The sequence below is a fragment of the Streptomyces sp. R28 genome (assembly GCF_041052385.1).
GTDB lineage: Bacteria > Actinomycetota > Actinomycetes > Streptomycetales > Streptomycetaceae > Streptomyces.
Genome location: NZ_CP163439.1, coordinates 2597459 through 2619938 on the forward strand (window position 1 = coordinate 2597459; position 22480 = coordinate 2619938).

General features: G+C 71.3%; 24 protein-coding genes. 3 read left to right on the forward strand and 21 right to left on the reverse strand.

Going from position 1 to position 22480, the window contains the following annotated elements:
• Window positions 1-133: 133 nt before the first annotated feature.
• From AB5J49_RS11385 to AB5J49_RS11410, 6 genes are all read right to left on the reverse strand, one after another.
• Window positions 134-1171 carry a LacI family DNA-binding transcriptional regulator gene (locus tag AB5J49_RS11385; RefSeq protein WP_369168449.1) on the reverse strand — a complete coding sequence of 346 codons (1038 nt, stop codon included), beginning with the start codon at window positions 1169-1171 and terminating at the stop codon, window positions 134-136.
• Window positions 1172-1369: 198 nt separating this feature from the next.
• Window positions 1370-2398, reverse strand: coding sequence for a 1-aminocyclopropane-1-carboxylate deaminase (locus AB5J49_RS11390; RefSeq protein ID WP_369168450.1), 1029 nt, complete (start codon window positions 2396-2398; stop codon window positions 1370-1372).
• Between the two features lie 40 nt (window positions 2399-2438).
• Window positions 2439-3101, reverse strand: coding sequence for a GntR family transcriptional regulator (locus tag AB5J49_RS11395; protein WP_369168451.1), 663 nt, complete (start codon window positions 3099-3101; stop codon window positions 2439-2441).
• Window positions 3102-3221: 120 nt separating this feature from the next.
• Window positions 3222-4805, reverse strand: coding sequence for a TROVE domain-containing protein (locus tag AB5J49_RS11400; RefSeq protein WP_369168452.1), 1584 nt, complete (start codon window positions 4803-4805; stop codon window positions 3222-3224).
• A 495-nt stretch (window positions 4806-5300) separates the two neighbouring features.
• Entirely contained in the window at window positions 5301-6752 is a 1452-nt protein-coding gene (locus AB5J49_RS11405) for an alkaline phosphatase PhoX (protein WP_369168453.1), read from the reverse strand.
• Window positions 6753-7024: 272 nt separating this feature from the next.
• Entirely contained in the window at window positions 7025-8461 is a 1437-nt protein-coding gene (locus AB5J49_RS11410) for a hypothetical protein (protein WP_369168454.1), read from the reverse strand.
• 316 nt (window positions 8462-8777) lie between these two features.
• Between AB5J49_RS11410 and AB5J49_RS11415 the strand changes: the two genes are divergently transcribed.
• Window positions 8778-10607 (forward strand): endonuclease/exonuclease/phosphatase family protein, encoded by a 1830-nt coding sequence (locus AB5J49_RS11415; RefSeq protein ID WP_369168455.1) that lies wholly within the window; start codon window positions 8778-8780, stop codon window positions 10605-10607.
• Between the two features lie 13 nt (window positions 10608-10620).
• Here the strand turns inward: AB5J49_RS11415 and AB5J49_RS11420 are convergent, their stop codons facing one another.
• From AB5J49_RS11420 to AB5J49_RS11450, 7 genes are all read right to left on the reverse strand, one after another.
• Window positions 10621-11355, reverse strand: coding sequence for an SRPBCC domain-containing protein (locus AB5J49_RS11420; protein WP_369168456.1), 735 nt, complete (start codon window positions 11353-11355; stop codon window positions 10621-10623).
• A 16-nt stretch (window positions 11356-11371) separates the two neighbouring features.
• On the reverse strand, window positions 11372-12016 hold the full coding sequence (locus AB5J49_RS11425) for an ArsR/SmtB family transcription factor (protein ID WP_369168457.1): 645 nt from the start codon (window positions 12014-12016) through the stop codon (window positions 11372-11374).
• Window positions 12017-12093: 77 nt separating this feature from the next.
• Window positions 12094-12795 (reverse strand): antibiotic biosynthesis monooxygenase, encoded by a 702-nt coding sequence (locus tag AB5J49_RS11430; protein ID WP_369168458.1) that lies wholly within the window; start codon window positions 12793-12795, stop codon window positions 12094-12096.
• Between the two features lie 231 nt (window positions 12796-13026).
• Complete coding sequence (locus tag AB5J49_RS11435; protein WP_369168459.1) at window positions 13027-13596, reverse strand: DUF3618 domain-containing protein; 570 nt, start codon at window positions 13594-13596, stop codon at window positions 13027-13029.
• The gene (locus AB5J49_RS11440) at window positions 13593-14012 is read right to left on the reverse strand and encodes a phage holin family protein (RefSeq protein ID WP_369168460.1); all 420 of its coding nucleotides are present in this window, start codon (window positions 14010-14012) and stop codon (window positions 13593-13595) included. Before AB5J49_RS11440 ends, AB5J49_RS11435 begins: the two co-directional genes overlap by 4 nt.
• A gap of 53 nt (window positions 14013-14065) precedes the next feature.
• Window positions 14066-14761, reverse strand: a complete 696-nt coding sequence (locus AB5J49_RS11445) for a hypothetical protein (protein ID WP_369168461.1) — start codon at window positions 14759-14761, stop codon at window positions 14066-14068.
• Window positions 14758-14892, reverse strand: a complete 135-nt coding sequence (locus AB5J49_RS11450) for a hypothetical protein (protein WP_369168462.1) — start codon at window positions 14890-14892, stop codon at window positions 14758-14760. Before AB5J49_RS11450 ends, AB5J49_RS11445 begins: the two co-directional genes overlap by 4 nt.
• Window positions 14893-15068: 176 nt before the next feature.
• Here AB5J49_RS11450 and dapA point away from each other — a divergent pair, with 176 nt between their 5' ends.
• Window positions 15069-15971, forward strand: a complete 903-nt coding sequence (dapA, locus tag AB5J49_RS11455) for a 4-hydroxy-tetrahydrodipicolinate synthase (protein ID WP_369168463.1) — start codon at window positions 15069-15071, stop codon at window positions 15969-15971.
• Between the two features lie 16 nt (window positions 15972-15987).
• Here dapA and AB5J49_RS11460 read toward each other — a convergent pair whose 3' ends face one another.
• From AB5J49_RS11460 to AB5J49_RS11485, 6 genes are all read right to left on the reverse strand, one after another.
• Window positions 15988-17211 carry a WD40 repeat domain-containing protein gene (locus AB5J49_RS11460; RefSeq protein WP_369168464.1) on the reverse strand — a complete coding sequence of 408 codons (1224 nt, stop codon included), beginning with the start codon at window positions 17209-17211 and terminating at the stop codon, window positions 15988-15990.
• Entirely contained in the window at window positions 17208-17765 is a 558-nt protein-coding gene (locus tag AB5J49_RS11465) for a SigE family RNA polymerase sigma factor (protein WP_369168465.1), read from the reverse strand. The genes AB5J49_RS11460 and AB5J49_RS11465 overlap by 4 nt, the downstream gene beginning before the upstream one ends.
• A gap of 204 nt (window positions 17766-17969) precedes the next feature.
• Window positions 17970-18209, reverse strand: coding sequence for a hypothetical protein (locus AB5J49_RS11470; protein WP_369168466.1), 240 nt, complete (start codon window positions 18207-18209; stop codon window positions 17970-17972).
• Window positions 18210-18334: 125 nt separating this feature from the next.
• A complete protein-coding gene (dapD, locus tag AB5J49_RS11475; RefSeq protein ID WP_369168467.1) occupies window positions 18335-19324 on the reverse strand; it encodes a 2,3,4,5-tetrahydropyridine-2,6-dicarboxylate N-succinyltransferase in 990 nt (329 codons plus the stop codon).
• A gap of 379 nt (window positions 19325-19703) precedes the next feature.
• On the reverse strand, window positions 19704-20240 hold the full coding sequence (locus tag AB5J49_RS11480) for a TetR/AcrR family transcriptional regulator (protein ID WP_369168468.1): 537 nt from the start codon (window positions 20238-20240) through the stop codon (window positions 19704-19706).
• The gene (locus tag AB5J49_RS11485; protein WP_369168469.1) at window positions 20240-20560 is read right to left on the reverse strand and encodes a multidrug efflux SMR transporter; all 321 of its coding nucleotides are present in this window, start codon (window positions 20558-20560) and stop codon (window positions 20240-20242) included. Before AB5J49_RS11485 ends, AB5J49_RS11480 begins: the two co-directional genes overlap by 1 nt.
• Window positions 20561-20773: 213 nt before the next feature.
• Here AB5J49_RS11485 and AB5J49_RS11490 point away from each other — a divergent pair, with 213 nt between their 5' ends.
• Window positions 20774-21601: an AbfB domain-containing protein gene (locus tag AB5J49_RS11490; protein ID WP_369168471.1), complete on the forward strand. Its 828-nt coding sequence runs from the start codon at window positions 20774-20776 to the stop codon at window positions 21599-21601.
• A 65-nt stretch (window positions 21602-21666) separates the two neighbouring features.
• On the opposite strand, the gene AB5J49_RS11495 is transcribed toward AB5J49_RS11490, so the two are convergent.
• Both AB5J49_RS11495 and sufU read right to left on the reverse strand, forming a co-directional pair.
• A complete protein-coding gene (locus tag AB5J49_RS11495; RefSeq protein WP_057618336.1) occupies window positions 21667-21999 on the reverse strand; it encodes a metal-sulfur cluster assembly factor in 333 nt (110 codons plus the stop codon).
• On the reverse strand, window positions 21996-22463 hold the full coding sequence (gene sufU, locus AB5J49_RS11500; RefSeq protein WP_062710285.1) for a Fe-S cluster assembly sulfur transfer protein SufU: 468 nt from the start codon (window positions 22461-22463) through the stop codon (window positions 21996-21998). The genes AB5J49_RS11495 and sufU overlap by 4 nt, the downstream gene beginning before the upstream one ends.
• Between the last annotated feature and the right edge of the window lie 17 nt (window positions 22464-22480).

The following is a 22480-nucleotide window of genomic DNA, read 5'->3' on the forward strand; positions in this document are numbered from 1 at the left end:
GCCCCGGCAGGAGGGGGGCGCCCGGCGCGAGCGGAACCCGCCAGGCTGCGGGCCGTGCCGGGGGTGAGGGCTCCCGTCACATCTTCTGGGGGCCTCTCTGGGCGGCGCGGGCGCCACCCTGCCCGCCCGGACCTCAGGCCGAGGCCCGCACCACCAGCTCGGGGACCACCCACGCCTCGGCGCCCCGCAGGGGTTCCTCACCGGCACGCAGCCGGGCCACCTGCTCCACGGCCAGCCGTCCCAGCCGCCGTTTGTCGATGTGCAGGGTGGTCAGGGCGGGTTCCACCAGCTCGCCCAGCGACAGTCCGTCGAAGCCCAGGACGGCCAGGTCCTCCGGCACCCGCCGACCGCGACGCCGGGCGGCCCGCATGGCGCCGACCGCCATCAGGTCGTTGAAGCAGAAGACGGCACTGATGTCGGGCCGGGCGTCCAGCAGTTGCTCCATACCGGCCTCGCCCCCGGCCACGCTGTGCTCGGGACACAGCGCGATCCAGCTGTCGTCGACCGGCAGACCGTGCCGCCGGGCCTGCTCCAGGAAGGCCTGTCTGCGAGGGCCGGGGCCGTGCACCCCGTCGAGCATGCCGATCCTGCGGTGACCGGCGCCCACCAGGTGTGCCATGCCCTGTTCGAGACCGGCGGCGGCGTCGATGCCCACGGCCGCGAAACGGGTCTGCCGCGGGCCGCGCTCCAGCAGCACCAGCGGTACGCCCCCGAGGTGCCGGGCGAGCACGTCGTCCGGGCTCTTGAAGTAGCCCACCACCGCGTCCGCCTGGTGGGACAGCACATCGAGCGCCTCCCGCTCCCGGGCCTCGTCGATGCGGGAGTCCCATACGACGACCTGCCAGCCCCGCTGCTCGGCCGCCTCCAGCACGCCTGCGGCCACCTCGGGGAAGAAGGGGTTCATCAGGTCCGGGATCACCAGGCCCGCCGTCACGGTGCCCTTCTGCACGAGGCCGCGCGCGAAACGGCTGGGCCGGTAGTCCAGCAGCCGCGCCACCTCCAGCACCCGTTCCTTCGTGGCCGGGTCGATCTCGCCCTTGTCGTTGACCGCGCGGGAGACCGTCTGCCGTGACACTCCGGCCAGCTTCGCGACATCGTGGATCGTGGCCCGGCGGCGGGTGCCGTCGGGCTGCTCGACACCCGGCTCCCACTGCTGATCGTCCGCCCGCACGCTGTGCACTTTAGCGCTCCGCGGGATGTGCCAGTTGTGCCGTCGGTCGTCCGCGGCACCGTCGTGGCTGGTCGCTGCCCCACTCTCGGCTTCGCTCTAGCGGGGGGACCCCATCGCGGTGGCGCCGCACATCGACACAGCCCCGCGCCCCGGGATCGGCGCTTCGCGCGTGATCCCCCCACACGCAGCCCGACGCGCTCAGAACAGCGCGCTGTACGCGTTCAGCGCCGGCTGGCCGCCCAGATGGGCGTAGAGCACGGTCGAGTCCCGCCCCACCTCCCCGCGACCGACAAGGTCGATCATCCCGGCCATCGACTTGCCCTCGTACACGGGGTCCGTGACCATCCCCTCGGTCCGCGCCGCGAGCCGCATGGCCTCCAGCGTCGTCCCGTCCGGGATCCCGTACGTGCCCGCGTGGTACCGCTCGTCCAGCTCGACGTCGGCCTCGGTCAACTCGCGCTTTACGCCGATGAGTTGACCGGTGCCGTCGGCGATCCGGGCGATCTGCTCGCGGGTGGTGGCGGGCTTGGCCGAGGCGTCGATGCCGAGGACACGGCGCGGCCGGCCACCCGCCTCCTCCAGGGCGGCGAAGCCGGCGACCATACCGGCCTGGGTGGAGCCGGTCACCGAGCACACGATCACCGTGTCGAAGAAGACCCCCAACTGCCTCTCCTGCTCGGCCACTTCATACGCCCAGCCGGCGAACCCCAGCCCGCCGAGCGGGTGGTCGGAGGCGCCGGCCGGGATGGCGTACGGCTTGCCGCCCGACTCCTCGACCTCCCTGAGCGCCTGCTCCCAGCTCTCCTTGAAGCCGATCCCGAACCCGGCCTTGATCAGCCGTACGTCGGCTCCGGCGAGCCGGCTGACGAGGATGTTGCCGACCTTGTCGTAGACGGAGTCGGGCCAGTCCACCCAACTCTCCTGGATCAGCACGCACTTGAGACCGGCGCGGGCGGCGCAGGCGGCGACCTGGCGGGTGTGGTTGGACTGCACGCCGCCGATCGAGACGAGGGTGTCGCAGCCCTGCGCGAGTGCGTCGGCGACCAGGTACTCCAGCTTGCGGGTCTTGTTGCCGCCGTACGCGACACCGGAGTTGCAGTCCTCGCGCTTGGCCCAGAGGGAGGCGCCGCCGAGGTGGGCGGTCAGCCGCTCCAGGGGGTGCACGGGGGACGGGCCGAAGAGCAGGGGGTAGCGGTCGTACGAGGCAAGGGACGGGGAAGAGGACATGGGGCGCCTCCAGAGGCAACGGCGTCGGTCGGAGTCGGCGTCAGTCGATGTCGACGTCATCGGAGTCGGCCAGGTCGGCGAGGGTGCGCCAGATCTCCGCCGTGACACGGACCGCCGCGTCCACGTCACCGGCGGCGCACGCCTCGATCAGCCGCTCGTGCAGCCCGGCCGAACGGCAGGTCCCGCCCTCACCGAAGCGCCGTCGCTCCAGGCGGCGGATGAGCGGGGTGTAGCGGGCGACGGTGGCGGCGGCCGCGCGGTTGCCGCTCACCCGCACCAGTACGTCGTGCAGCTCGTCGTCGGCCCGCAGGGCGAGGTCCACCTGACCGGCGGCGACGGCGGCGGCGAAGCGCTCGTTGGCGGAGCGCATGATCTCCACGTCCGCGGCCATCAGCAGGGGCACGGCGACCCGCGTCAGCAGCTCGTGCATGGCGCCGACCACGGCGGCCGCGTCCCGCACGTCGGCGGCCACGACCGGCGTCACCCGCGTGTAGCTCTGCGGCTTGCTCTCCAGCAGCCCCTCGTCCACGAGCCGCGAGAACGCCTCGCGCACCGGCGCCCGGGAGAGCCCGAGCCGCTCGGCGAGATCGGCGTCCCGCACCACCGCGCCCGGCTCGATCTCCCCGGCCACGATGGCGTCCCGGATCGCTACGTACGCCTGGTCCCTGAGCAGGGTCCGGCCTACGGGTCGTATCGCCTCCACAACTGAAATGTTAGATGTCAGTCCTCTGTTCGGACAAGGGTGTGGCCCGCACCCCCGTGAAGTGCGGGCCACGCTCTGGGCACAGGCCTGTGTGTCCGGCCTGTGTGTCAGGCCTGGGCCTCAGGCCGCCCAGGGCCAGTCGGCGTTCCGAGCGCTCTCGAGCAGCGGAACCATCCGGAAAGCGGCGTCCGACAGGCCCCCGAAGGTGTGCCTGTTGCCCTTCCCCGACGGGCCGTGGCCCGCCCGGTATCCGGCGAGGTTCCAGGTGTAGACCGGTACATCGGCCGGGACCTGCTCGGTCGGGTCGCCGTGGTGGCTGGGCGCGTACTGCTCGTCGGTGACGATCAGTACACGGTCGTGCTTCTTGTAGTGGCGGCGGACCGCCTCGGTGGTGTCGGTGCCGCCCAGGTCACCGAAGCGGCCCAGGACCTTCAGCACCGACTCGCCCCCGCGGAAATTCACCGGGGCGCTCGTGGAGCCGAACTCCACCAGGTCCGCCTTCTTCGCCCGCAGTGCGAGCGCCGTGCCGAAGATCGCCGCCGCATCGGCCCGGTTGAGCTGCGAGCGGTCGGACAGCCGCGACCAGAACATCGAACCCGAGCGGTCGACGAGCACCAGCGTCCGGCCGGGCAGCGCGGGCACGTTGGCCAGCGAGTGGCCGAGCGCCTGCTCCAGCGGGTACGCCCAGCGCAGCGACGGCGCGTGCTGGTACGCGGCGAGGTAGCGGAAGGGGAACTGCCGCGAGCGCGCGACCTCGGCAGGGTCGCTGATGCGCGCGGCGACCTGGGCCGCCACCTCGTCGGACACGCCCGCCTCGTCGAAGTTCCGCAGGTTGCGGACCAGCGCCATGGTGCCCATGGACGGAATCACGGCCTCCCAGGCCGCCTTGTCCATCGGCCCCTGCAGCCAGCCCGCCAGCGCCTCCCACGTCATCCCGGCCGCCGCGAGCCGCTCGGCACCGCCCTGCGACGTGACCACCGCACGCCGCTCCCCGACGGGCAGCGCCATCAGCTCGCGGTGGGCGACCAGCGTCCGGTTGGACGCGGGCGGCACGGCGGTGTCCGGGTTGTGCCGGCGGTCGAGGGCGTACTGGAACAGCTCGCCCTGCCACGGCCTGCCCGGGTCCGGGGCCGCGTGCACCAGGTTGAGGATGTCGCCGAAGCGGTAGCCCTTGGACGCGGTGTCGTACTTCAGCAGCGACTTGCCGCTGTAGAGACGCCGTACGGCGTCGGCGATGCCGCGCTTGACGGGCTTGGGGACGTTACGGCCGTACGCCGCGGTCCAGTACGCGAGCAGCTCGCCAGGCTCGTCGGGCCGCTGGAGTACGGAGTCGATGACCTGCCGGTTGGCCGGGCCGTCGGTGGCCCCGGCCTCCAGGCGTGCCTTCACGTACTCGGCGGTGCCCACGAGGGCCGCCGTACGGAGGTTGCCCTCACCGCGCAGCCAGCCGAGCAGTCCGGCGGTCCACTCCGGGTCGGTGACGGCGAGCTCGCGCACGAGCCCCGCGAACCGGTCGTCGCGGTCGGCGCCGGTCTCGTAGAAGGTCTGCTGCGCGACGAAGTTGGACACCGCCAGCAGGAAGAGCTCGGAGCGCGCGTCGCGCTCACGGCCGCGGCCGCCCTCGTAGGTACGGAGTACACGACCGGTCGACGTCACTCGAGAAGTGGGGCGCGCCTTGGCGGCCCGCGTGTTGAATCGCGCCATGCTGAATTCCCCCGAATTCACTGTGGTTTTCGGAGGGAGGCGCGGCAAAAGGAGGGTGTCCGAGGTCGAAGTCGACTGCGGTTGCTTATAACTGGCGCGTCTTCCGTTCCGCCACACCGACCCGAGGTCGATGACGGGATTCGAACCCGCACGAGGGGCGTGCCCCCACCAGTTCCCGAAGTATCCGCTGCCTGCGCACCGGACACCCACCTTGAGCTGCGCCTCCCGAGATCAGGTCGGCAGCGGCATGGGATTCTTTTTCGAGAAGAAGTAGCCGCAGCCCGCGCACCGGGAGGTGCATGAAGTTGTGGTGTCCAGAGTTCAGGTCGGCGGAACCGACATTAGGTGCTCTGCCACTGAGCTACACCGGCTCGTGGAACCGGTGGCGGGATTCGAACCCGCGGCCTCCCCATTAAGAGTGGAAGTAGGTCCTGCCTTCGCACCTGGACGTTCATCACTCTAAGAGGGGTGCCGCGGGACGGGCGAGCGAATTAATTACCCGCGCTTCTGCCGCTTCCAGGGCCCGGTGATGGCCAGCATGATGCCCGGCGTCTGGATGTTGGCGTACAGCGTCCGGCCGTCGCAGGAGAAGGTGACGCCGGTGAACTCGCTGTATTCCGGCTCCGCTTCGGTACCGATGTTCAGCTCGTTGCGGGCGATCGGGTACGTGCGGCCGCTGTCGGTGGCGCCGAACAGGTGCTGGATGCCTTCGCCGTCCTCGGCGATGACCAGGCCGCCGTACGGGGAGACGGTGATGTTGTCGGGGCCGTCGAAGGCGCCGTCCTTGGCCGGGTCGGGGTTGACGCCGAGGAGGACCTTCAGGGTGAGGGTGCGGCGCTTGGGGTCGTAGAACCAGACCTGGCCGTCGTGCTGGACGGGGCTCTCGGCACGGGCGAAGGAGGAGACGATGTAGGTGCCGCCGTCGCCCCACCACATGCCCTCCAGCTTGCGGGCGCGGGTGATCTCACCGTCGGCGAACTGCTTGCGCACCGGCGTGGTCCGCGCGTCGCGGTCGGGGACGTCCACCCAGTCGACGCCGTAGACCGTGCCGATCTTCGTGGCGCGGGAGAGGTCGTCGACGAACTTGCCGCCGGAGTCGAAGCACTTGGGCGCCTGGAGGACACCGGCGTCGTCGGCGAGCGTGCGGAACTTGCCGCGGCCGTACGCGAAGCCCTTCGGCGGGGTCCAGCGGTAGAACAGGCCGTTGGGCGAGGCGGCGTCCTCGGTGAGGTAGGCGTGGCCGCGCTTGGGGTCGATGACGACGGCCTCGTGGTCGTAGCGGCCGAAGAACTTCAGGGGCTTGGGGTCGCGGTTGGCGCGCCGGTCGATGGGGTCGACCTCGAAGACGTAGCCGTGGTCCTTGGTCATGCCGTTGGTGCCGGCCCGGTCGGAGTTCTCCTCGCAGGTGAGCCAGGTGCCCCAAGGCGTCCTGCCGCCCGCACAGTTGGTGGAGGTGCCCGCGATGCCGACCCATTCGGCGACCTGGCCGCCGGGGCGGACCTCGACGACGGTGCAGCCGCCGGCCGCGGCGGGGTCATAGACGAGGCCCTCGGTGAGCGGGACCGGGTACTGCCACTTGGCGCGCGGGCCCTTCAGCTCGTGGTTGTTGACGAGGAGGGTGGTGCCGCGCGGGCCGTCGAAGGTGGCCGTGCCGTCGTGGTTGGAGGGGGTGTACTCGCCCGACTCCAGCTTCGTCCTGCCGCTGTAGGTGATGACCCGGTACTCGAACCCGGCGGGCAGCGCGAGGATGCCCTCGGGATCGGGGATCAGCGGTCCGTACCCGACACCGCCGCCGTGGGCGTCCGCGGAGTCCTCGCTCGCGGTCTCGGACTCCGTGGACGCGAGCGCGTTCGGTGCGGTGGCCAGCACGCCGGCGCTGCCCGCCAGTGCGACACCGGCACCGGTGATCGCGGATTTCCTGGCGAAGTCCCTGCGGGTGAGCGACATGGTGTCTCCTGTGACAGTGGGTGTGCCGTGGGAGGTGGCGGACTCCGGAACGGCGCCACGGTCCCGCCCACGTCTGAACTCCGGTTGAACGCCAGACGTCCTCAGGGCACTCGCTTCCATGAATCAACGCCGGGGGCGGCAACGCCCTCAGGGGCGCGGGGCTGTGTCGACATGCGGCTCCGCCGCGTGGGCGCGAGCAACCACAACGAACCCACACCCGCACCCGCACCCGCACCCGCACCCGCACCCGCACCCGCACCCGCGAGACAAGCTCAGCCCCCGTGTTGCGACCGCGCCTTGAACGCAGCCTTCCGCGCTTCCTTCGCGATCTTCTTGTCCGGATGCAGCCGCCCCATCGCCTCCAGCACATCCGCGGTGGCCGGGTGATCGACCCGCCAAGCCGCCGCGAAGAACGAACTGTGCTGCGCGGCCAGCCCCTCCACCAGCGCCGTCAGCTCGTCGGAGTTCCCCTCGGCCGCCAGCTGGGCGGCAAGGGTGTCGACGGTCAGCCAGAACACCAGATCCTGGGACGGCGCGGGTACGTCGGCGAACCCGGCCTCGGTCAGCCACACCCGGGCCAGCCCGCCCAGCTCCGGATCGTCGAGGACCTCCCGCAGCGCGGGCTCGGCCTCCGCGCCCACCAGGGACAGCGCCTGCTGGCAGCGCAGCCGCCGCAGCGGCGCCCCGGCGTCCAGTCCCCGTGCCGCCGCCAGCAGCTCCCGTGCCGCAGCCAGGGGTTCACGCCGGGCCAGCCACTGCTCGGTCTCGGCCTGCGCGGCGCTCTGCGGGAACGTGGCCGTCCCGTCGAGCAGCGCGTCGGCCCCCTTGTCCGCCAGGTCCCCGACCGCGGGCGCCTCGAACCCGGCCTCCAGCAGCCGGGCCCGCAGCCCGTACAGCCCGAGCGGGGTCAGCCGCACCATGCCGTAGCGCGACACATCGGTGTCGTCGACGGCGGCCGACGGATCCTCGCCGGCGGCGTCGGCGTCCGCCATCAGCGCCTCGTCCACCGGCTGGTACTCCACAAGCCCGACCGGCTCCAGCAGCCGGAACTGGTCGTCCAGGCGCATCATCGCGTCGGACACCTGCTCCAGCACGTCGTTCGTGGGCTCGCCCATGTCGCTGGGCACGATCATCGACGCGGCGAGGGCGGGCAGCGGCACGGGCCGGTCGCCCGGGCCGTCCTCGGCGGCCGTCAGCAGGTACAGGTTGCCGAGCACTCCGTCGAGGAACTCCGCCTCGGCCTGCGGGTCCCAGTCCAGCGAGGACAGATCCACCTCGCCACCCGCGTCCATGGCGTCGACCAGGTCGTCGAGGTCGGGCACGCTCGCATCCGCGAGCACCGTCTCCAGCGCTGCGGTCCACACGCCGAGTACGTCCTGCGGCGAACCTCCGGTCAGCAGGGCCAGTTCCGCGCCCGTGGCGACGGTGCCCGCCTCCTCGTCGACGACCTCGACCAGCCCGGTGTCGACGGCCACCCGCCAGGCCTCGCTCGCGTACGCGGCGGCGTCGTCCCCGCTCAGCCCGAGCAGCTCGGCGGCGGCCGGGAGGTGCTCGTCGACGAGCCCGCCTCCGGCGTCGACCCGGGTGTCGGGCCCGGCCCAGCGGGCCAGCCGCGCGGCCCGGGCGAGCAACGGCGTGGACAGCGCGTCCCGCGCCAGCTCCGCTTCGGGGTGCAGCCGCACCGGCGGCAGGGGGGAGCTGTCTGACATCGGCTGGTTCTCCTAGGGCGTTCCGCAGGGCCGTACGCATCACGGCCCAGCCGCTACACATCACGGCTCAACCGCTCAGCCTAGACGGATATCCACCCATGCCGCCCGGTTCATCTCCCGGTCGGGAGGTGTACATGGCCGAAACCTTGACAAGTGGCTTGACGAGGCAGGAGATTGACGCGCGTAGAAACCGAGCGGACATCTGTTCACTGTATTTTCTACGCGCGTCGCCACCGCCCCACCGGTCGCGCCTGCACCGACCGTTCCACGCACCACCCTCGTCCCGGCGCTCATTCACGTCCCCGGAGGGATCCCGTTGCCGAGCAAGAAGTCCGCGCGTCTCGCCGCGCTCACCGTCGCCGCCGTCTGTTCCGCGGCTTCCACCGTCGTCCTCACCGCGCCCGCGCACGCGGACTCCGTGCGCATCCATGACGTCCAGGGCAGCAGCCGAATATCCCCGTACGCCGGCAAGCAGGTCGCGGACGTGGCCGGAATCGTCACCGGCGTGCGCACCTACGGCTCGTCCAGAGGCTTCTGGATCCAGGATCCGCAGGCGGACGACAACCCGGCCACCAGCGAGGCCATCTTCGTCTACACCAACTCCACGCCGACTGGCGTCGCCGTCGGCGACGCAGTCACGGTGTCGGGCACGGTCCAGGAGTACGTCCCGGGCGGCGCCACCACCGGCAATCAGTCGATCACCGAGATCACCAAGCCGACGTTCACCGTCGTCTCCAGCGGCAACGCCCTTCCGGCCGCCGTGGTCATCACTGCCAAGTCCGTGCCGGCCGCGTACGCTCCCGCCGGTGACACCGCCGCGAACGGCTCGGTCAACGGCCTGACGCTCAGGCCCTCGGCGTACGCTCTGGACTACTACGAGTCCCTGGAGCACATGAACGTCCGGGTCGCCGACGCCCGGGTTGTCACCGGCACCGACAGCTTCAACGAACTGTGGGTCACGGTGAAGCCGCGCGAGCACGCCAACCGCCGTGGCGGCACGGTCTACGGCTCCTACGACGCGCAGAACACCGGCCGCCTCCAGATCCAGTCCCTCGGCGCGGCCGCGGACTTCCCCGTCGCGAACGTCGGTGACACCCTCACCGGCACCACCACCGGCCCGCTGGACTACACCCAGTTCGGCGGCTACACCCTCGTCGCGAGCGAGCTCGGCACGCTCAAGAGCGGTGGTATCAAGCGGGAGACGACCCAGAAGCAGGGACGCGGCGAGCTGGCGGTCGCGACCTACAACGTCGAGAACCTCGACCCGTCCGACGCCACCTTCGCCGCGCACGCCTCCGCGATCGTGAACAACCTGCAGTCGCCCGACATCGTGTCCCTGGAGGAGATCCAGGACAACAACGGCGCGAAGAACGACGGTACGGTCGCCGCCGACCAGACGGTGCAGAAGCTGATCGACGCGATCGTCGCGGCGGGCGGCCCGACGTACGACTGGCGCTCCATCGACCCGGTCGACAAGGCCGACGGCGGCGAGCCGGGCGGCAACATCCGCCAGGTGTTCCTGTTCAACCCGGAGCGGGTCTCCTTCACGGACCGCGCGGGCGGCGACGCCACGACGGCCGTCGGCGTGACCAAGGTGAAGGGCAAGGCGGCGCTGACGGTCTCCCCCGGCCGTATCGACCCGGCGAACGCCGCCTGGACGAACAGCCGCAAGCCGCTGGCCGGCGAGTTCGTCTTCCGCGGCCGCACAGTCTTCGTGATCGCCAACCACTTCGCCTCCAAGGGCGGCGACCAGTCGCTGCACGCGCAGTACCAGCCGCCGACCCGCAGCTCGGAGACCCAGCGCCACCTCCAGGCGACCGCGGTCAACGCGTTCGTCAAGGACCTCCTGGCCGTCCAGAAGAACGCGGACGTCGTCACGCTCGGCGACATCAACGACTTCGAGTTCTCCGGCACCGCCGAGCTGCTGGAGGGCGACGGCGCGCTGTGGTCGGCGATCAAGTCGCTGCCCAAGAGCGAGCGTTACTCGTACGTCTACCAGGGCAACGCCCAGACCCTGGACCAGATCCTGGTCAGCCCGTCGATCCGGCGCTCCTGCGACTTCGAGTACGACAGCGTGCACATCAACTCGGAGTTCAACGACCAGATCAGCGACCACGACCCGCAGGTGCTGCGGTTCCGCCCGTAATCTCCGGTGCGGTTCAGGGCTGGCTGAAAATACCGTTCAGCCAGCCCTGCCAGGCGGCTTCGCACTCCTTGATGTCGGCGCCCGGCGTGAAGTCGTGCAGGGAGATGCCGACCGGGTGGCCCCAGTGGTTGCGCCCGAAGAAGCGGGTGAGGCCCCGTTCCGTGCGCAGCCCGATGAAGTAGGGGTCCCGGTAGTCGACCACGGCGTCGAACTCGTCGGGCCCGCGGACCGTCACCCGCGCCCCGGCGGCCACGTCCTCGCCCACGCCCAGTGCCCGCCCGACGGCGGCGAGGGCGTCGGCGCTCTTCGACGCCTCGGGCCCGTCGAACGTGGCGAAGGCGGCCGGCCTGGGCGCGAAGTGGACCAGGTACTCCCTCAGGGTGTGCAGATAGAAGTCGGTGTGCTTGGCGGCACCGTCGTACTGGTTGTCCCAGTCGTCGACGAAGATCCCGCTGTGCACGTACCGCACCCAGGCGCGCCGGCCCTCGTCGCGCGGTTCGATGGTGTAGTCGAGCTGGTTGGCGCTCTGCTCGGCGATGCCCTCGACGTCCTCGACGCGGTTGGTGTAGCGGTGCGGCGGGTCCCAGGCGGTGACGGTGGACCCGAAGGGCCCTCGGCCGCCGACCTTGGGCTCCGGCGGCTCCATCGGCCACAGATAGCCTCCGGTGCCGGTGGTGATCGCCTCCCACACCTCCTGAGGGGTGGCGTCGACCTCGAACTCGCGGGCGATCTCGAATTCCTTGGACATGATGGGCTCCTGGGGCCTACTGCTCGATTTCCTGGGCGGGCTGGACCTCGACCCCGGGATCAGTTGCGGGATCGGCCGTGGGTTTCAGCGTCGGATGTACGGCGACGACGATCCGGTGATCCCGGCCGCCCTCGACGCCGGGCGCGTCGTACTTGCGGATCAGCGCGCTCACGCCCGCCGTCAACTCCTCGATGAAGGCGGCCCGTTCGGCGGCGGAGGCGAAACGGACCTCGCCGTCCAGCGCATACGTCGCCAGCCGCTTGCGGGCCTTCGCCGCGCCGGTGATCAGCGAACCGACGTCCCGGACGAGCCGGGCGCCGAGCGCGAGCAGCCAGCGGGCGGAGAGCTGATCCCGGAAGCGGTCCGGGTCCGGCTGCACGGAGGCGAGCGCGAGCGGGGAGATCACGTACGACGCGGCGGTCGCCCGCATCAGCCGTTCGGTGACGTTGCCCTTGCGCCGCTCACCGGCCAGCTCGACCAGGCCGTGCCGCTCCAGCGCCTTGAGGTGGTAGTTCACCTTCTGCCGGGGCAGTCCGACCTTCCCGGCCAGCATGGCGGCCGACGCGGGCCCGGCCGCCAACTCGGCGAGCAGTCGGGCCCTTATGGGGTCCAGGGAGACGGCTGCGGCCTCGGGGTCCTCGATCACGGTGACGTCCAGCATGGATCCACCGTCCCACCGAAAACTTTTTTTGTCCAGACAGGCCGAGTGTTCGGTGCGGAGTCCGTCCGAACCCGATCTCAGTCGGGCACGAGGCCGAGGGCGTGGTCGTACCGGCTGACGGTGCTGCTCCTGAGACCCGGCCAGGTCTGCACCCGGCGCCACAACTCGGTCGCGGAGCCGATGCCGTTGCCCGGGGCCGCGAGGGCCTCGATGTGGGCCTGGGTGCTCTCCCACTCGGCGTAGTTGAGGACGCGGGTGCCGTCGGTGCTGAGGTGGAAGTGGCCGGAGATGCCGCCGGGGTGGGGGTTCGGCTCGCCCTCCAGCGCCTCGAAGACGGCGTCGACCCAGGCGCGCTGCCGGTCGGGGTCGGGGCCCTCGAACTCGATGTCGACGATCACGATGCACCCGGGGATGCGCGGGTCGCCCTCGCGGCGGGCGCTGCGGTAGTGCCGGTACCGGCCGAGCCACAGCCGCTCGATGCCCGGTACGGCGGTGTCGATCTCGTCGTTGCGCTCCTGCCGGTGGACCTTCACGAAGGCCTCGTACGCCTGCTCGCTCGTCCACTGCGAGTAGTGCAGGAGGGTGGAGGCGTCCTGGCCGGCGTAGACGTAGTAGCCGAGCAGGCCGTCCGCGGGCCAGGGGCGGCCCTCCCAGGTGCCGGCGATCGCCTCGACGCTCCGCTTCTGCCGGAGGGGGGTGCCCACTCGCCAGGTACTGAAGAAGGGGGCGCCGACCTCCGGGCGGGTGAGGTCGGGGTGGGTGTCGGTGCGGCGGGCCATGGGGGCCTCCGGGAATCGGTGGTCGATGCGAGCACCGATCACCTTTCGACCTCAACCGGACTTGAGGTCAAGTGACGGGGCACGACACAGCACGGCGCGGGGACCGGTCACCGGTCCGACACAGCACGGCGCGGGACCGGTGACCGGTCCCGCGCCGTCTCGCCGCCTCGCCATCTCGCGGCCTGCCGCCTGCCGTCCGCCGCCAGGCCGCCGCTGTCGTCGTCCGGCGTCTCAGTGATGCCCGTGGCGTCGCCGCCGCAGCACCTCGGTCGCGACCACCGCCCCCACCGCCGCCCCGACGATCAGTACCGGCCGCGGGTGCCGCAGCCCGGCCTGGACAACGGTGCGGACGGGGCGCGGCACGCCGTGCTCCACGGTGTGGCCCGCGTGCGTCGCCTTGTCGTGGACGGTGTGTCCCGCGTGGCTCGCCCGGTCCTGCACCGCGTGACCGGCCTGGGTCGCCCGCTCCTGCACCACGTGGCCGGCCTGGGTCGCCCGCTCCTGCACCACATGGCCGGCCTGGGTCGCCCGGTCCTGCAGCGCGTGGCCCGCCTGGGCCGCGCTGCTGCGCAGCTGCACGGTCATCGCGCCTGCCTTGTCCTTGAGGTCGGCGGCCCGCGCCTGGGCCCTGCCCTTCACGTCCGTCTTGCCTGCCAGCTCGGCCACGGTGTCGCCAAGTTCGCCGCGCGTCTGCTCGATCTGCCGCCGCAGCTCCTCGGGCCCCTTGGCCCCGCCGGCCGCCTTCGCGGCTCCCGCCTTCGCGGCCTCACCGCCCGTGCCCCCCGCTGCCTTGTCCGTCATCGGTGCGCCCTTCCCTTGATCTCCTCGACATCGGCCCTGACGCTGCCGAGAGCCTCCTCCGGCGTGGGAGGAGCGGCGCGCCGCAGCTGGGCGCGGCCGGTCGCGGCGAGCAGGCCCGCGACAGCGAACAGCACCGCCGTCACGATCAGCGCCGCAGCCCACACGGACAGCGTCAGCGAGAGCGCGGCGGTGGCCGTCCCGGCCAGGAACAGCAGGCCGGCGTACGCGACGGCGCCCGCCGCGCCCAGCAGCCCGCCGCCACGGCCGGCGCGCCGGCCCTTCTCGGCCAGTTCCTCCTTGGCGAGGGCGACTTCCTGCCGTACGAGACGGGAAATCTGTTCACTGGCCTGTCCGACGAGTTCGCCCACCGAGTGGTGCTCGTCCCGCACCCGTTCGGGGGCCGTGGTCCCGGTCACCGTGATCCGCCTCCTCTCCGTTCGGAACACCCGGGTACCCGGACCGGCCCCCGCTATCCCTTCCGTCCGCCACCCGGTCCGCGCTCGCCCAGCCGGGCCAGCTGGGCCTGGAACCAGTCGAGGCGGGCCTGCAACAGCGCGGCCTCGGCGGCGAGTTCGGGCACGCCGAGGTCCTCGGCGTCCCCGAGCTCGGCCACCGCCACGGACGCCGCCCCCTTCCCGGCCGCCACCCGCAGCCCCTCCCCGCCCAGCCGCGCGAACCCCGCGAGCGAGACCGACGTACGGCCGCGCAGGCAGCCGGCGCAGGAAGGGGCGAGGGCCGCCCAGCCGGGGCGGCCCCAGCCGGCGTCGGCCAGGGCGGCGGCGACCGCACCGCAGGCGCACGGGCCGACCGTGGCGGTGCGCACCCGCTGGCGGGCGTAGCGAAAGCCGCGCTCGAAGCGGATGTACCGGCCGAGCACGGTGACCTCCAGCAGCACGGCCGTCCGGTGCTCGGCCGTGCACAGCAGCGCCTCGGCCACCGTGCGGTCGTGCACACAGTGGAAGCCGCAGTCGCAGCGGCGGCTCGGTGCCCGGTGTCGCAGGCCGTAGACGCAGGACGCCTCGGCCAGGACTCCGTACGGCAGCGCGCCGCCCAGCGACACACCGGTGAACCCGGCCCGGGTGCCGTCCTGGGACAGCAGCGGGTGGGCGATCTTGTATCCGGTCGGCGGCTCCGTCGGGCGTTCCTCCGGAAGCCGCAGCCTCATCGGGCGGCCGTGACCTCTTCGGGCGCCTTCAGTTCCTCGACCTCTTCGGGGAGCAGGCGTTCGGGTTCTTCCTCGCGGGTCTGCGGCCGCTCCTCAGCGACTCCGGTGGCGAGTGCCTTGCCGAGCTTCATGACGCCTCCCATGACCAAGGGTCGATGACCGTCCTGGCCATAGTGACCCATGACGCCCGAGTTTGGACATAGGGCCTGCGTAGGCCCGGAAAGGCCCTCACCCCACAGCAATCCTTACCAGTACCTGGTAGAAGAATTAAGTGGAGCTTCACAGTTGCCCCGCCGAGACTACTGCCATGACGACGACTCCCTCCGCCGCGCCACCCTTCGGCCGTGCCCTCTGCGCCATGATCACGCCCTTCACCGAGGCCGGTGCGCTCGATCTCGACGGGGCGGGGCGCCTCGCCGAGCGGCTGGTGTCCGAGGGCTGTGACGGGATCGTGCTCTCCGGCACGACGGGCGAGTCGCCGACCACGTCGGACGCCGAGAAGTCGGACCTGATCAGGGCGGTGCGGGAGGCGGTGGGCAGCCGGGCGTCAGTCGTCGCGGGCGTGGGCACCTTCGACACCCGGCACACCGTCGAGCTGGCCCTGGCGGCCGAAAAGGCGGGCGCCGACGGCCTGTTGGTGGTCGCGCCGTACTACAGCAAGCCCCCGCAGGACGCCGTCGAGGCGCACTTCCGCGAGGTCGCCGACGCCGCCGGACTGCCCCTCGCGCTGTACGACATCCCGGGCCGCACCGGCACCCGCATCGAGCCGGAGACGCTGATCCGACTCGCCGAGCATCCCCGGATCGTGGCGGTGAAGGACTGCTCCTATGACTTCCTCGGCGCCCAGAAGGTGCTGTCGCGCACGGAGTTGGCGTATTACGCGGGATGCGACGAGCACAACCTGGCGCTGTACGCGGTGGGGGGAGCCGGATACATCAGTACGGTCGCCAATGTCGTCCCCTCCCAGCTCCGGGCGGTGCTCGACGCGTTCGAGGCGGGCGACACCCCCGTGTCCGCCCGCCTCCAACAACGTGCCACGCCGCTCATCGAGTTGATGATGTCGGCGGGGCTGCCCGGCACGGTCACCGCCAAGGCCCTGCTCCATGAACTGGGCCTGCCCGCGGGTCCCGTCCGCGCACCGCTACGGCCCGCCGCCCGCGAGGCGGTCGACGGACTGCTGGCGGCGTACCAGGAGTTGGCAACCAACTGATCAGCGCTCGCCCTGCTCAGCGCTCGGCGAAGACGGGCTCCCAGCGCCCGGCGTCCCCGTCGTTGCCCTTGCGGAAGCCGCTGAGGGGAACGGTCTTGTCACTGCCGATGGTGACCTTCACGAGCCGCTGATGGAACTCGTTCCCGCCGCCCTTCGCGATGTCCCAGGCGATCAGCGACGAGTCACCGGCCCAGGCGAGCAGCTGCTGCCCGCGTACCTCGGTCTTCTGCCCGGTGCGGGCGTCGATGACCCAGGAGGACGTCTTCCACTTCTCGCCCGCGAAGCCACCGGCGACCAGCCTGCCGCTGGGCGACTGCCACGCGTCGACGTACCACTCCAGATACTTCTGGTCCGCCGGTACATCGACCTCGGCGCCCGTGAGGTCGTAGAACTGCTTGCCGATGTCTCCCATGGGGTTCCCGGCCCAGACATGCCTGCCGTCGGGGCTGAGGGCGAAGTCCTGGCGGGCGTTGATGAAGCCGGCGCCCATGGGGTCGTTCGGACTGCCGCCGGCGAGCTTCACCTCGCTCCAGGAGCCCTTGCCGGAGACCACGTCGAGGACGTAGAAACCGGTACGGCTCGACGGCTGCTTCTGGTCCCAGCCGTCGGAACCCTCCATCTTGACCAGCTGGTCGGGGTTCTCGCCGTAGGTCGTCGCGACCAGCTTCAGACCGTCACGCGAGTACGAGAGCCCGGCGACCTTGTGGTCGACCTTGATCCACTTCGCGACCTCGCCGGTGGCCAGGTCGAGCAGGCCGATCCGCGAGGCGGGCAGGTTCCGCTCCAGTACGGCGGCGGTCTTCATCCCCGGGGCGACGGCGACGTAGGACCACTGGGTGGTCTTCACGTACTTGTCCGTCTTCTGGTCCAGCAGCCAGTAGTCGCGGACGCGTTCGGCCCGGTCGGCGGAGTGCTTGACGGTACGGGGGACGTAGTACGCGGCCAGCGCGGTGCTCCCGGCCGAGATCAGCTCGCGCGGCGGGGACTGGTCCGGGTGCGCGATGTCCTTGCTCTTCCGTACGACGTCCGCGGGCCGCACGTCCTCCTTCCCGGAGTCCAGCAGCGGCACCACGACGCCGATGGCGACGACGGCGACGGTGGCCGCGGCGGCGGAGGCGATCCGCCGGGTGCGGCGGCGCCGACGCACCACCAGGACCCGGTCGGCGAGCCCCGGTCCCGTCGACGTCTGTTCGTCGGCCAACTCCCGCAGGGAGTCACGCACGAGTTCCTCGACGTTCACGGTCGCACCTCCACGGGCGAGAAGTCACGGGACGGCTGCGACTCGACGTCGGCCGGGCCCAGGGCCGCCAGCTCGGGCGCGAGGGCGCGCAGCCGGGCCAGCGAACGGTGGGCGGTGGACCGTACGGTGCCCACGGAACAGCCCAGGACGCGGGCCACATCGGCCTCCGGCAGGTCCTCGAAGTAGCGCAGCACCAGCACCATGCGCTGCCGTGCCGTCAGCCGGGCCAGCGCCCCGCGCATCAGCAGCCGTAGCTCCGCGTCGGGCGCGGCGTCCGGGCTCGCGCCCGTCTCGGGCGGCTCGGCGACGGTGAGTTCACGCCGTCTCCACTTCAGCCGCCAGCGGCTGATCTGCTGCCGGTACAGGATCTGGCGCACGTACGCCTCCGGCTCGTCGATGCGGTGCCAGCGGTCGGCCGCCTTGATCAGGGCGTTCTGCAGGAGGTCCTCGGCGGCGTGCCGATCGCCGCCGGTCAGCAGCACAGCGGTCTTCAGCAGCGCGGACGACCTGTTCTCCACGAACTCCCGAAAGCTGTCCTGCGCTTCGGCATCCATCGTCACCTTCTCTTCCCCCCGGGCCGGCCCCGCGGCCCGCCTCTCCTACTCCTGGTGACGCGTGCGGCGGGCTGCCGCTATGCCGGCACACAGAAAAACTTCCGGAAAAGGCCCGGGGCCCGTACCGCATCCTGTGCGCTACGGGCCCCGGCCCGCGCTGCACCCGGTGCTACCGGGTGCAGCTGGGTGCTGTTGGGCGCGCGATCAGCCCCACTTGTACCCGTCGCCGAAGAGCAGGAAGTGCTCCAGCACATCCTCCATCGGATCGTCCACCTGCCCGACGTTGACCAGCCCGATGCGGGGCCCGTTGTGCGAGCCCGTGTTGGTCTCGTCGGCGTACGCGGCCCCGGCCGGCAACCAGCACACCGCCCCCGCGGCCAACGTGCCGACCACCAGGCGGAGTACGGCCCTGGTCCACGCGTTCGTCTTCACTCGACCGGTCATCGGCCCTCATTTCGTCGGTTCGGCATGTGATCGGAAACTGCGTCCAACCGTTCATCTGCCTGGACCGCGATGAGGTCACGTGGAGTAACCCGTACGTGATCGCGCCGGGTTGCCGCCGGTGGGCGTCAGTTGTGGCTGTGCAGGATCTCGTTCAGGCCGCCCCACACCGCGTTGTTCGGGCGGGCCTCGACGGTGCCGGTGACCGAGTTGCGGCGGAAGAGGATGTTGGAGGCGCCGGACAGCTCGCGGGCCTTGACGATCTGGCCGTCGGGCATGGTGACGCGGGTGCCGGCGGTGACGTAGAGGCCTGCCTCGACGACGCACTCGTCGCCCAGCGCGATGCCGACGCCCGCCTCAGCGCCGATCAGGCAGCGCTCGCCGATGGAGATGATCACGTTGCCGCCGCCCGACAGCGTGCCCATCGTCGACGCGCCGCCACCGATGTCGGAGCCGTCGCCGACGATGACGCCCGCGGAGATACGGCCCTCAACCATGGAGGTGCCGAGGGTGCCGGCGTTGAAGTTCACGAAGCCCTCGTGCATGACGGTGGTGCCCTCGGCGAGGTGCGCGCCGAGGCGGACCCGGTCGGCGTCGGCGATGCGAACGCCCTTGGGGGCCACGTAGTCGGTCATCCGCGGGAACTTGTCGATCGAGGTCACCTGGAGGTGCAGGCCCTCGGCGCGGGCGTTCAGGCGGACCTTCTCGACGTCGTCGACGGCGACCGGACCGAGGGAGGTCCAGGCGACGTTGGCGAGGAAGCCGAACTGGCCCTCCAGGCTCAGGCCGTGCGGCTTGACCAGGCGGTGCGAGAGCAGGTGCAGGCGCAGGTAGACGTCGTGCGCGTCGATCGGCTTCTCGTCGATCGAGGCGATGACCGTGCGGACCGCGACGACCTCGACGCCCCGGCGCGCGTCCGGCCCGATCGCCTTCGCGGCACCCTCACCGAGCAGCTCGACGGCACGCTCGGCGGACAGCCGCTCGCTGCCGGAGGGACCGGGCTCGGCGACGAGCTCGGGCGCGGGGAACCAGGTGTCGAGAACGGTGCCGTCGGCGGCGATCGTGGCGAGGCCGGCGGCCACGGCGCCGGTGGTGCGAGGAGCAGTCGTGTCGGTCATGAGGGCAACCTAACGTGACGCTGCCCGCTCGGGCGAACCGGTGGCGAGGCGTCTCACGTGCCGGGCGGCCCTGGGCAACCCGCCTGGTGGCGCCCCTCTGGGCGAGTCCGATGACAAGGCCCCTCCAGGACCGAAGCGGCACCTGGGGCGCCACCCGTCAGCGCGGTCTGGGCGGAGCCCCAGCGGGGTTAAGGGACGGCACCCCCAGCGCGGTCAGGGGCGGAGTCTCCCCAGCCCGGTCAGGGCGGCATCGCGAGCGGGGTTCGGGGGCGGAGCCCCTGGCCGGGTGGAAGGGGCAGCGCCCCTGGGGATGGGACGGGTAGGGGGCGGTGGGGGCGAGGAACTCGACGGCAGCACCCCGCCCCGCGGCCGACATCGGTCACGGGATGACCCGGGCCAGCACCTCCCGCGCGTACCCCTCGTCGTACGGCACCTCGGTGAGCAGCACCTGCAGACAGATCCCGTCCAGCAGCGCCACCAGCGCCCGCGCCGTGACCGCGTCCGTACGGCGGGACAGCCGGTCGGCCAGGTCCTGGGCCCACTCGGCGGCGACCGGGCGCAGAGCCGGGCGGCGCAGGGCGGCGAGGTAGAGCTCGTACTCCAGCTCCACGCCGGTGCGATCGCCCGCGAGCCACTCGCCCATCCAGGCGGCGAGTTCGGTGGCGAGGTCGGTTTCCGGGTCCTCCAGCCCCCCACGCGAGGCGATCACCTTGGCGAAGCCCTCGCTCGCCTGGCGCAGGGCGGCGACCATCAGGTCGTCGAGGGTCTTGAAGTGGTACGTCGTGGAGCCGAGCGGCACGTCCGCCTCGGCGGCGACGGTGCGGTGGCTCAGCCCCGCGATGCCCTTCGCCCCGACGACCCGGATCGCCGCGTCGATGATCCGCTGGCGTCGCTCGGGGTCGTAGCGCCGGGGCATCAGTGCGCCCCTCCCAGGTTCAGCACGACCACGCCGACGATGATCAGCGCGATCCCGGCGGCCTTCACTGCGGTCATCCCCTCCCCCATGAAGACGATCCCTATCGCGGCGATGGCCGCGGTGCCGACGCCGGCCCAGATCGCGTACGCCGTGCCCACGGAGACGGTCTTCAGGGTCTGGGCGAGCAAGGCGAAGGAGACGACGTATCCGAGCGCGGTCAGCAGCGACGGCCACAGCCTGCTGAAGCCGTCGCTGTACTTCATGGCGGTCGTGGCGGCCACCTCGGCCGCGATGGCTCCGGCGAGCAGCAGGTATCCCATGTGTACGATCGTACACAACGTTGCGTACGGGTGTACACAACGGGTGTCCGGCCCAGGTGGCGGGATCTTCGCGGGCGCCGAGAGATCGATGTGCATACGGCTCCTTCCAAACGTCTGCTCCAACGCCCCTGTAACCACTAGTGTTTCAGCGTTCACATACCGGGCCTTCGCAGCCGCGGCCGTCGTCACGTGACGCCGCTGGAGGATCAGCGCATGCCAGAAAACAAGTCCCGGCCGCCTCAGGACCAACCTTGGGAGAACGGCTGGGCCCCGGACACCTCCCGGGCACCGGGGACGCGCCGCCTCTGGCTGGCGGGCGGGATGGCGGTGGCGACGATCGTCGCCTGCTTCACGGCAATCGCCGTGACGCACAGGGCACCTGACGCCCAGTCACGCTCGGCGCCGGCCGACGACACCGCGTCGGTCCCCGGCCTGATCTCCTTCGCCACCCCGTCGCAGACCACTCCCCCGACAGGCAAGAGTGGTTTGTCGACAGCCGCGGCGACGGCGAAGGCGCCCCGCCGACAGGATGCCGACACGCCCGAGCCCGCGCCGGAGCCGAAGCCGTCCAAGTCGCCTTCCCGCGAGGGCAGTTCACCGGCCTCCCCGAAGACCCCGGCCACCACCTGGCGGTCCGTCCGCTCGGTCAACTATCCCGACCGCTACTGGCACGCGAGCGGCGGCTACGTGAAGCTGGACGCGGTCCGTGGCTCGGAGAGCCGCGCGGACTCCACCTTCGAACTGGTCAAGGGCCTGGCCGACGCCTCCTGCTATTCCTTCGCCACGACCGACGGCGCCTACCTCCGCCACCGCAGCTTCGTCCTGCGCCCCGAACGCGACGACGGCTCCGCCCTGTTCAAGCAGGACGCCACCTTCTGCGCCCGCTCGGCGGCGTACTCGGGCGCGGTCCTGCTGGAGTCGGTCAACTACCCGGGCCGTTTCCTGCGCCACGAGAACTTCCAGCTCCGCCTGGATCCGTACGAGCACAGCGGCCTGTACCTGGCGGACTCGGCGTTCCGGCTGGTGGCGGGGCTCGCCTGACCCCGGACGCACGAGTGGCCCCCGGCGAAACCGCCGAGGGCCACTGCACAGTCGTACGGACGAGCTCAGACGTTGAACCCCAGCGCCCGAAGCTGCTCACGACCGTCGTCCGTGATCTTGTCCGGGCCCCACGGCGGCATCCACACCCAGTTGATGCGCAGCTCGCTGACGAGACCGTCCGTGGCGGACTTGGCCTGGTCCTCGATGACGTCCGTCAGCGGACAGGCCGCCGAGGTCAGGGTCATGTCGAGCGTCGCGATGTTGGCGTCGTCGATGTGGATGCCGTAGATCAGGCCGAGGTTGACGACGTCGATACCCAGCTCGGGGTCGACGACGTCGTACAGCGCCTCACGGACCTCTTCCTCCGAGGCCGGCTTCATCTCCACGGTGTCACTCATGCCGTCTTCCTTTCGGCGTCGGCTCCGCCCAGCACCTGGGCCGTCGCGTCCTTCCACGCCATCCAGCTCAGGAGGGCGCACTTGACCCGGGCGGGGTACTTGGAGACTCCGGCGAACGCGACCGCGTCCTCCAGTACCTCCTCCATCGCGTCGTCCGGCTCGATCCGGCCCTTGGACTGCATCAGCTCCAGGAAGGTCTCCTGGATCTTCTGCGCGTCCGCGAGGTCCTTACCGACCAGCAGTTCGTTCAGTACGGACGCCGAGGCCTGGCTGATCGAGCAGCCCTGGCCCTCGTACGAGACGTCCTCGATCTTCGTGCCGTCGTACTTCACGCGCAGGGTGATCTCGTCGCCGCACGTCGGGTTCACGTGGTGCACCTCGGCGTCGCCATCCCTCAGACCACGCCCGTGCGGGTTCTTGTAGTGGTCCAGGATGACTTCCTGGTACATCGAATCCAGCTTCATGCGATCGCTCGTCCCGT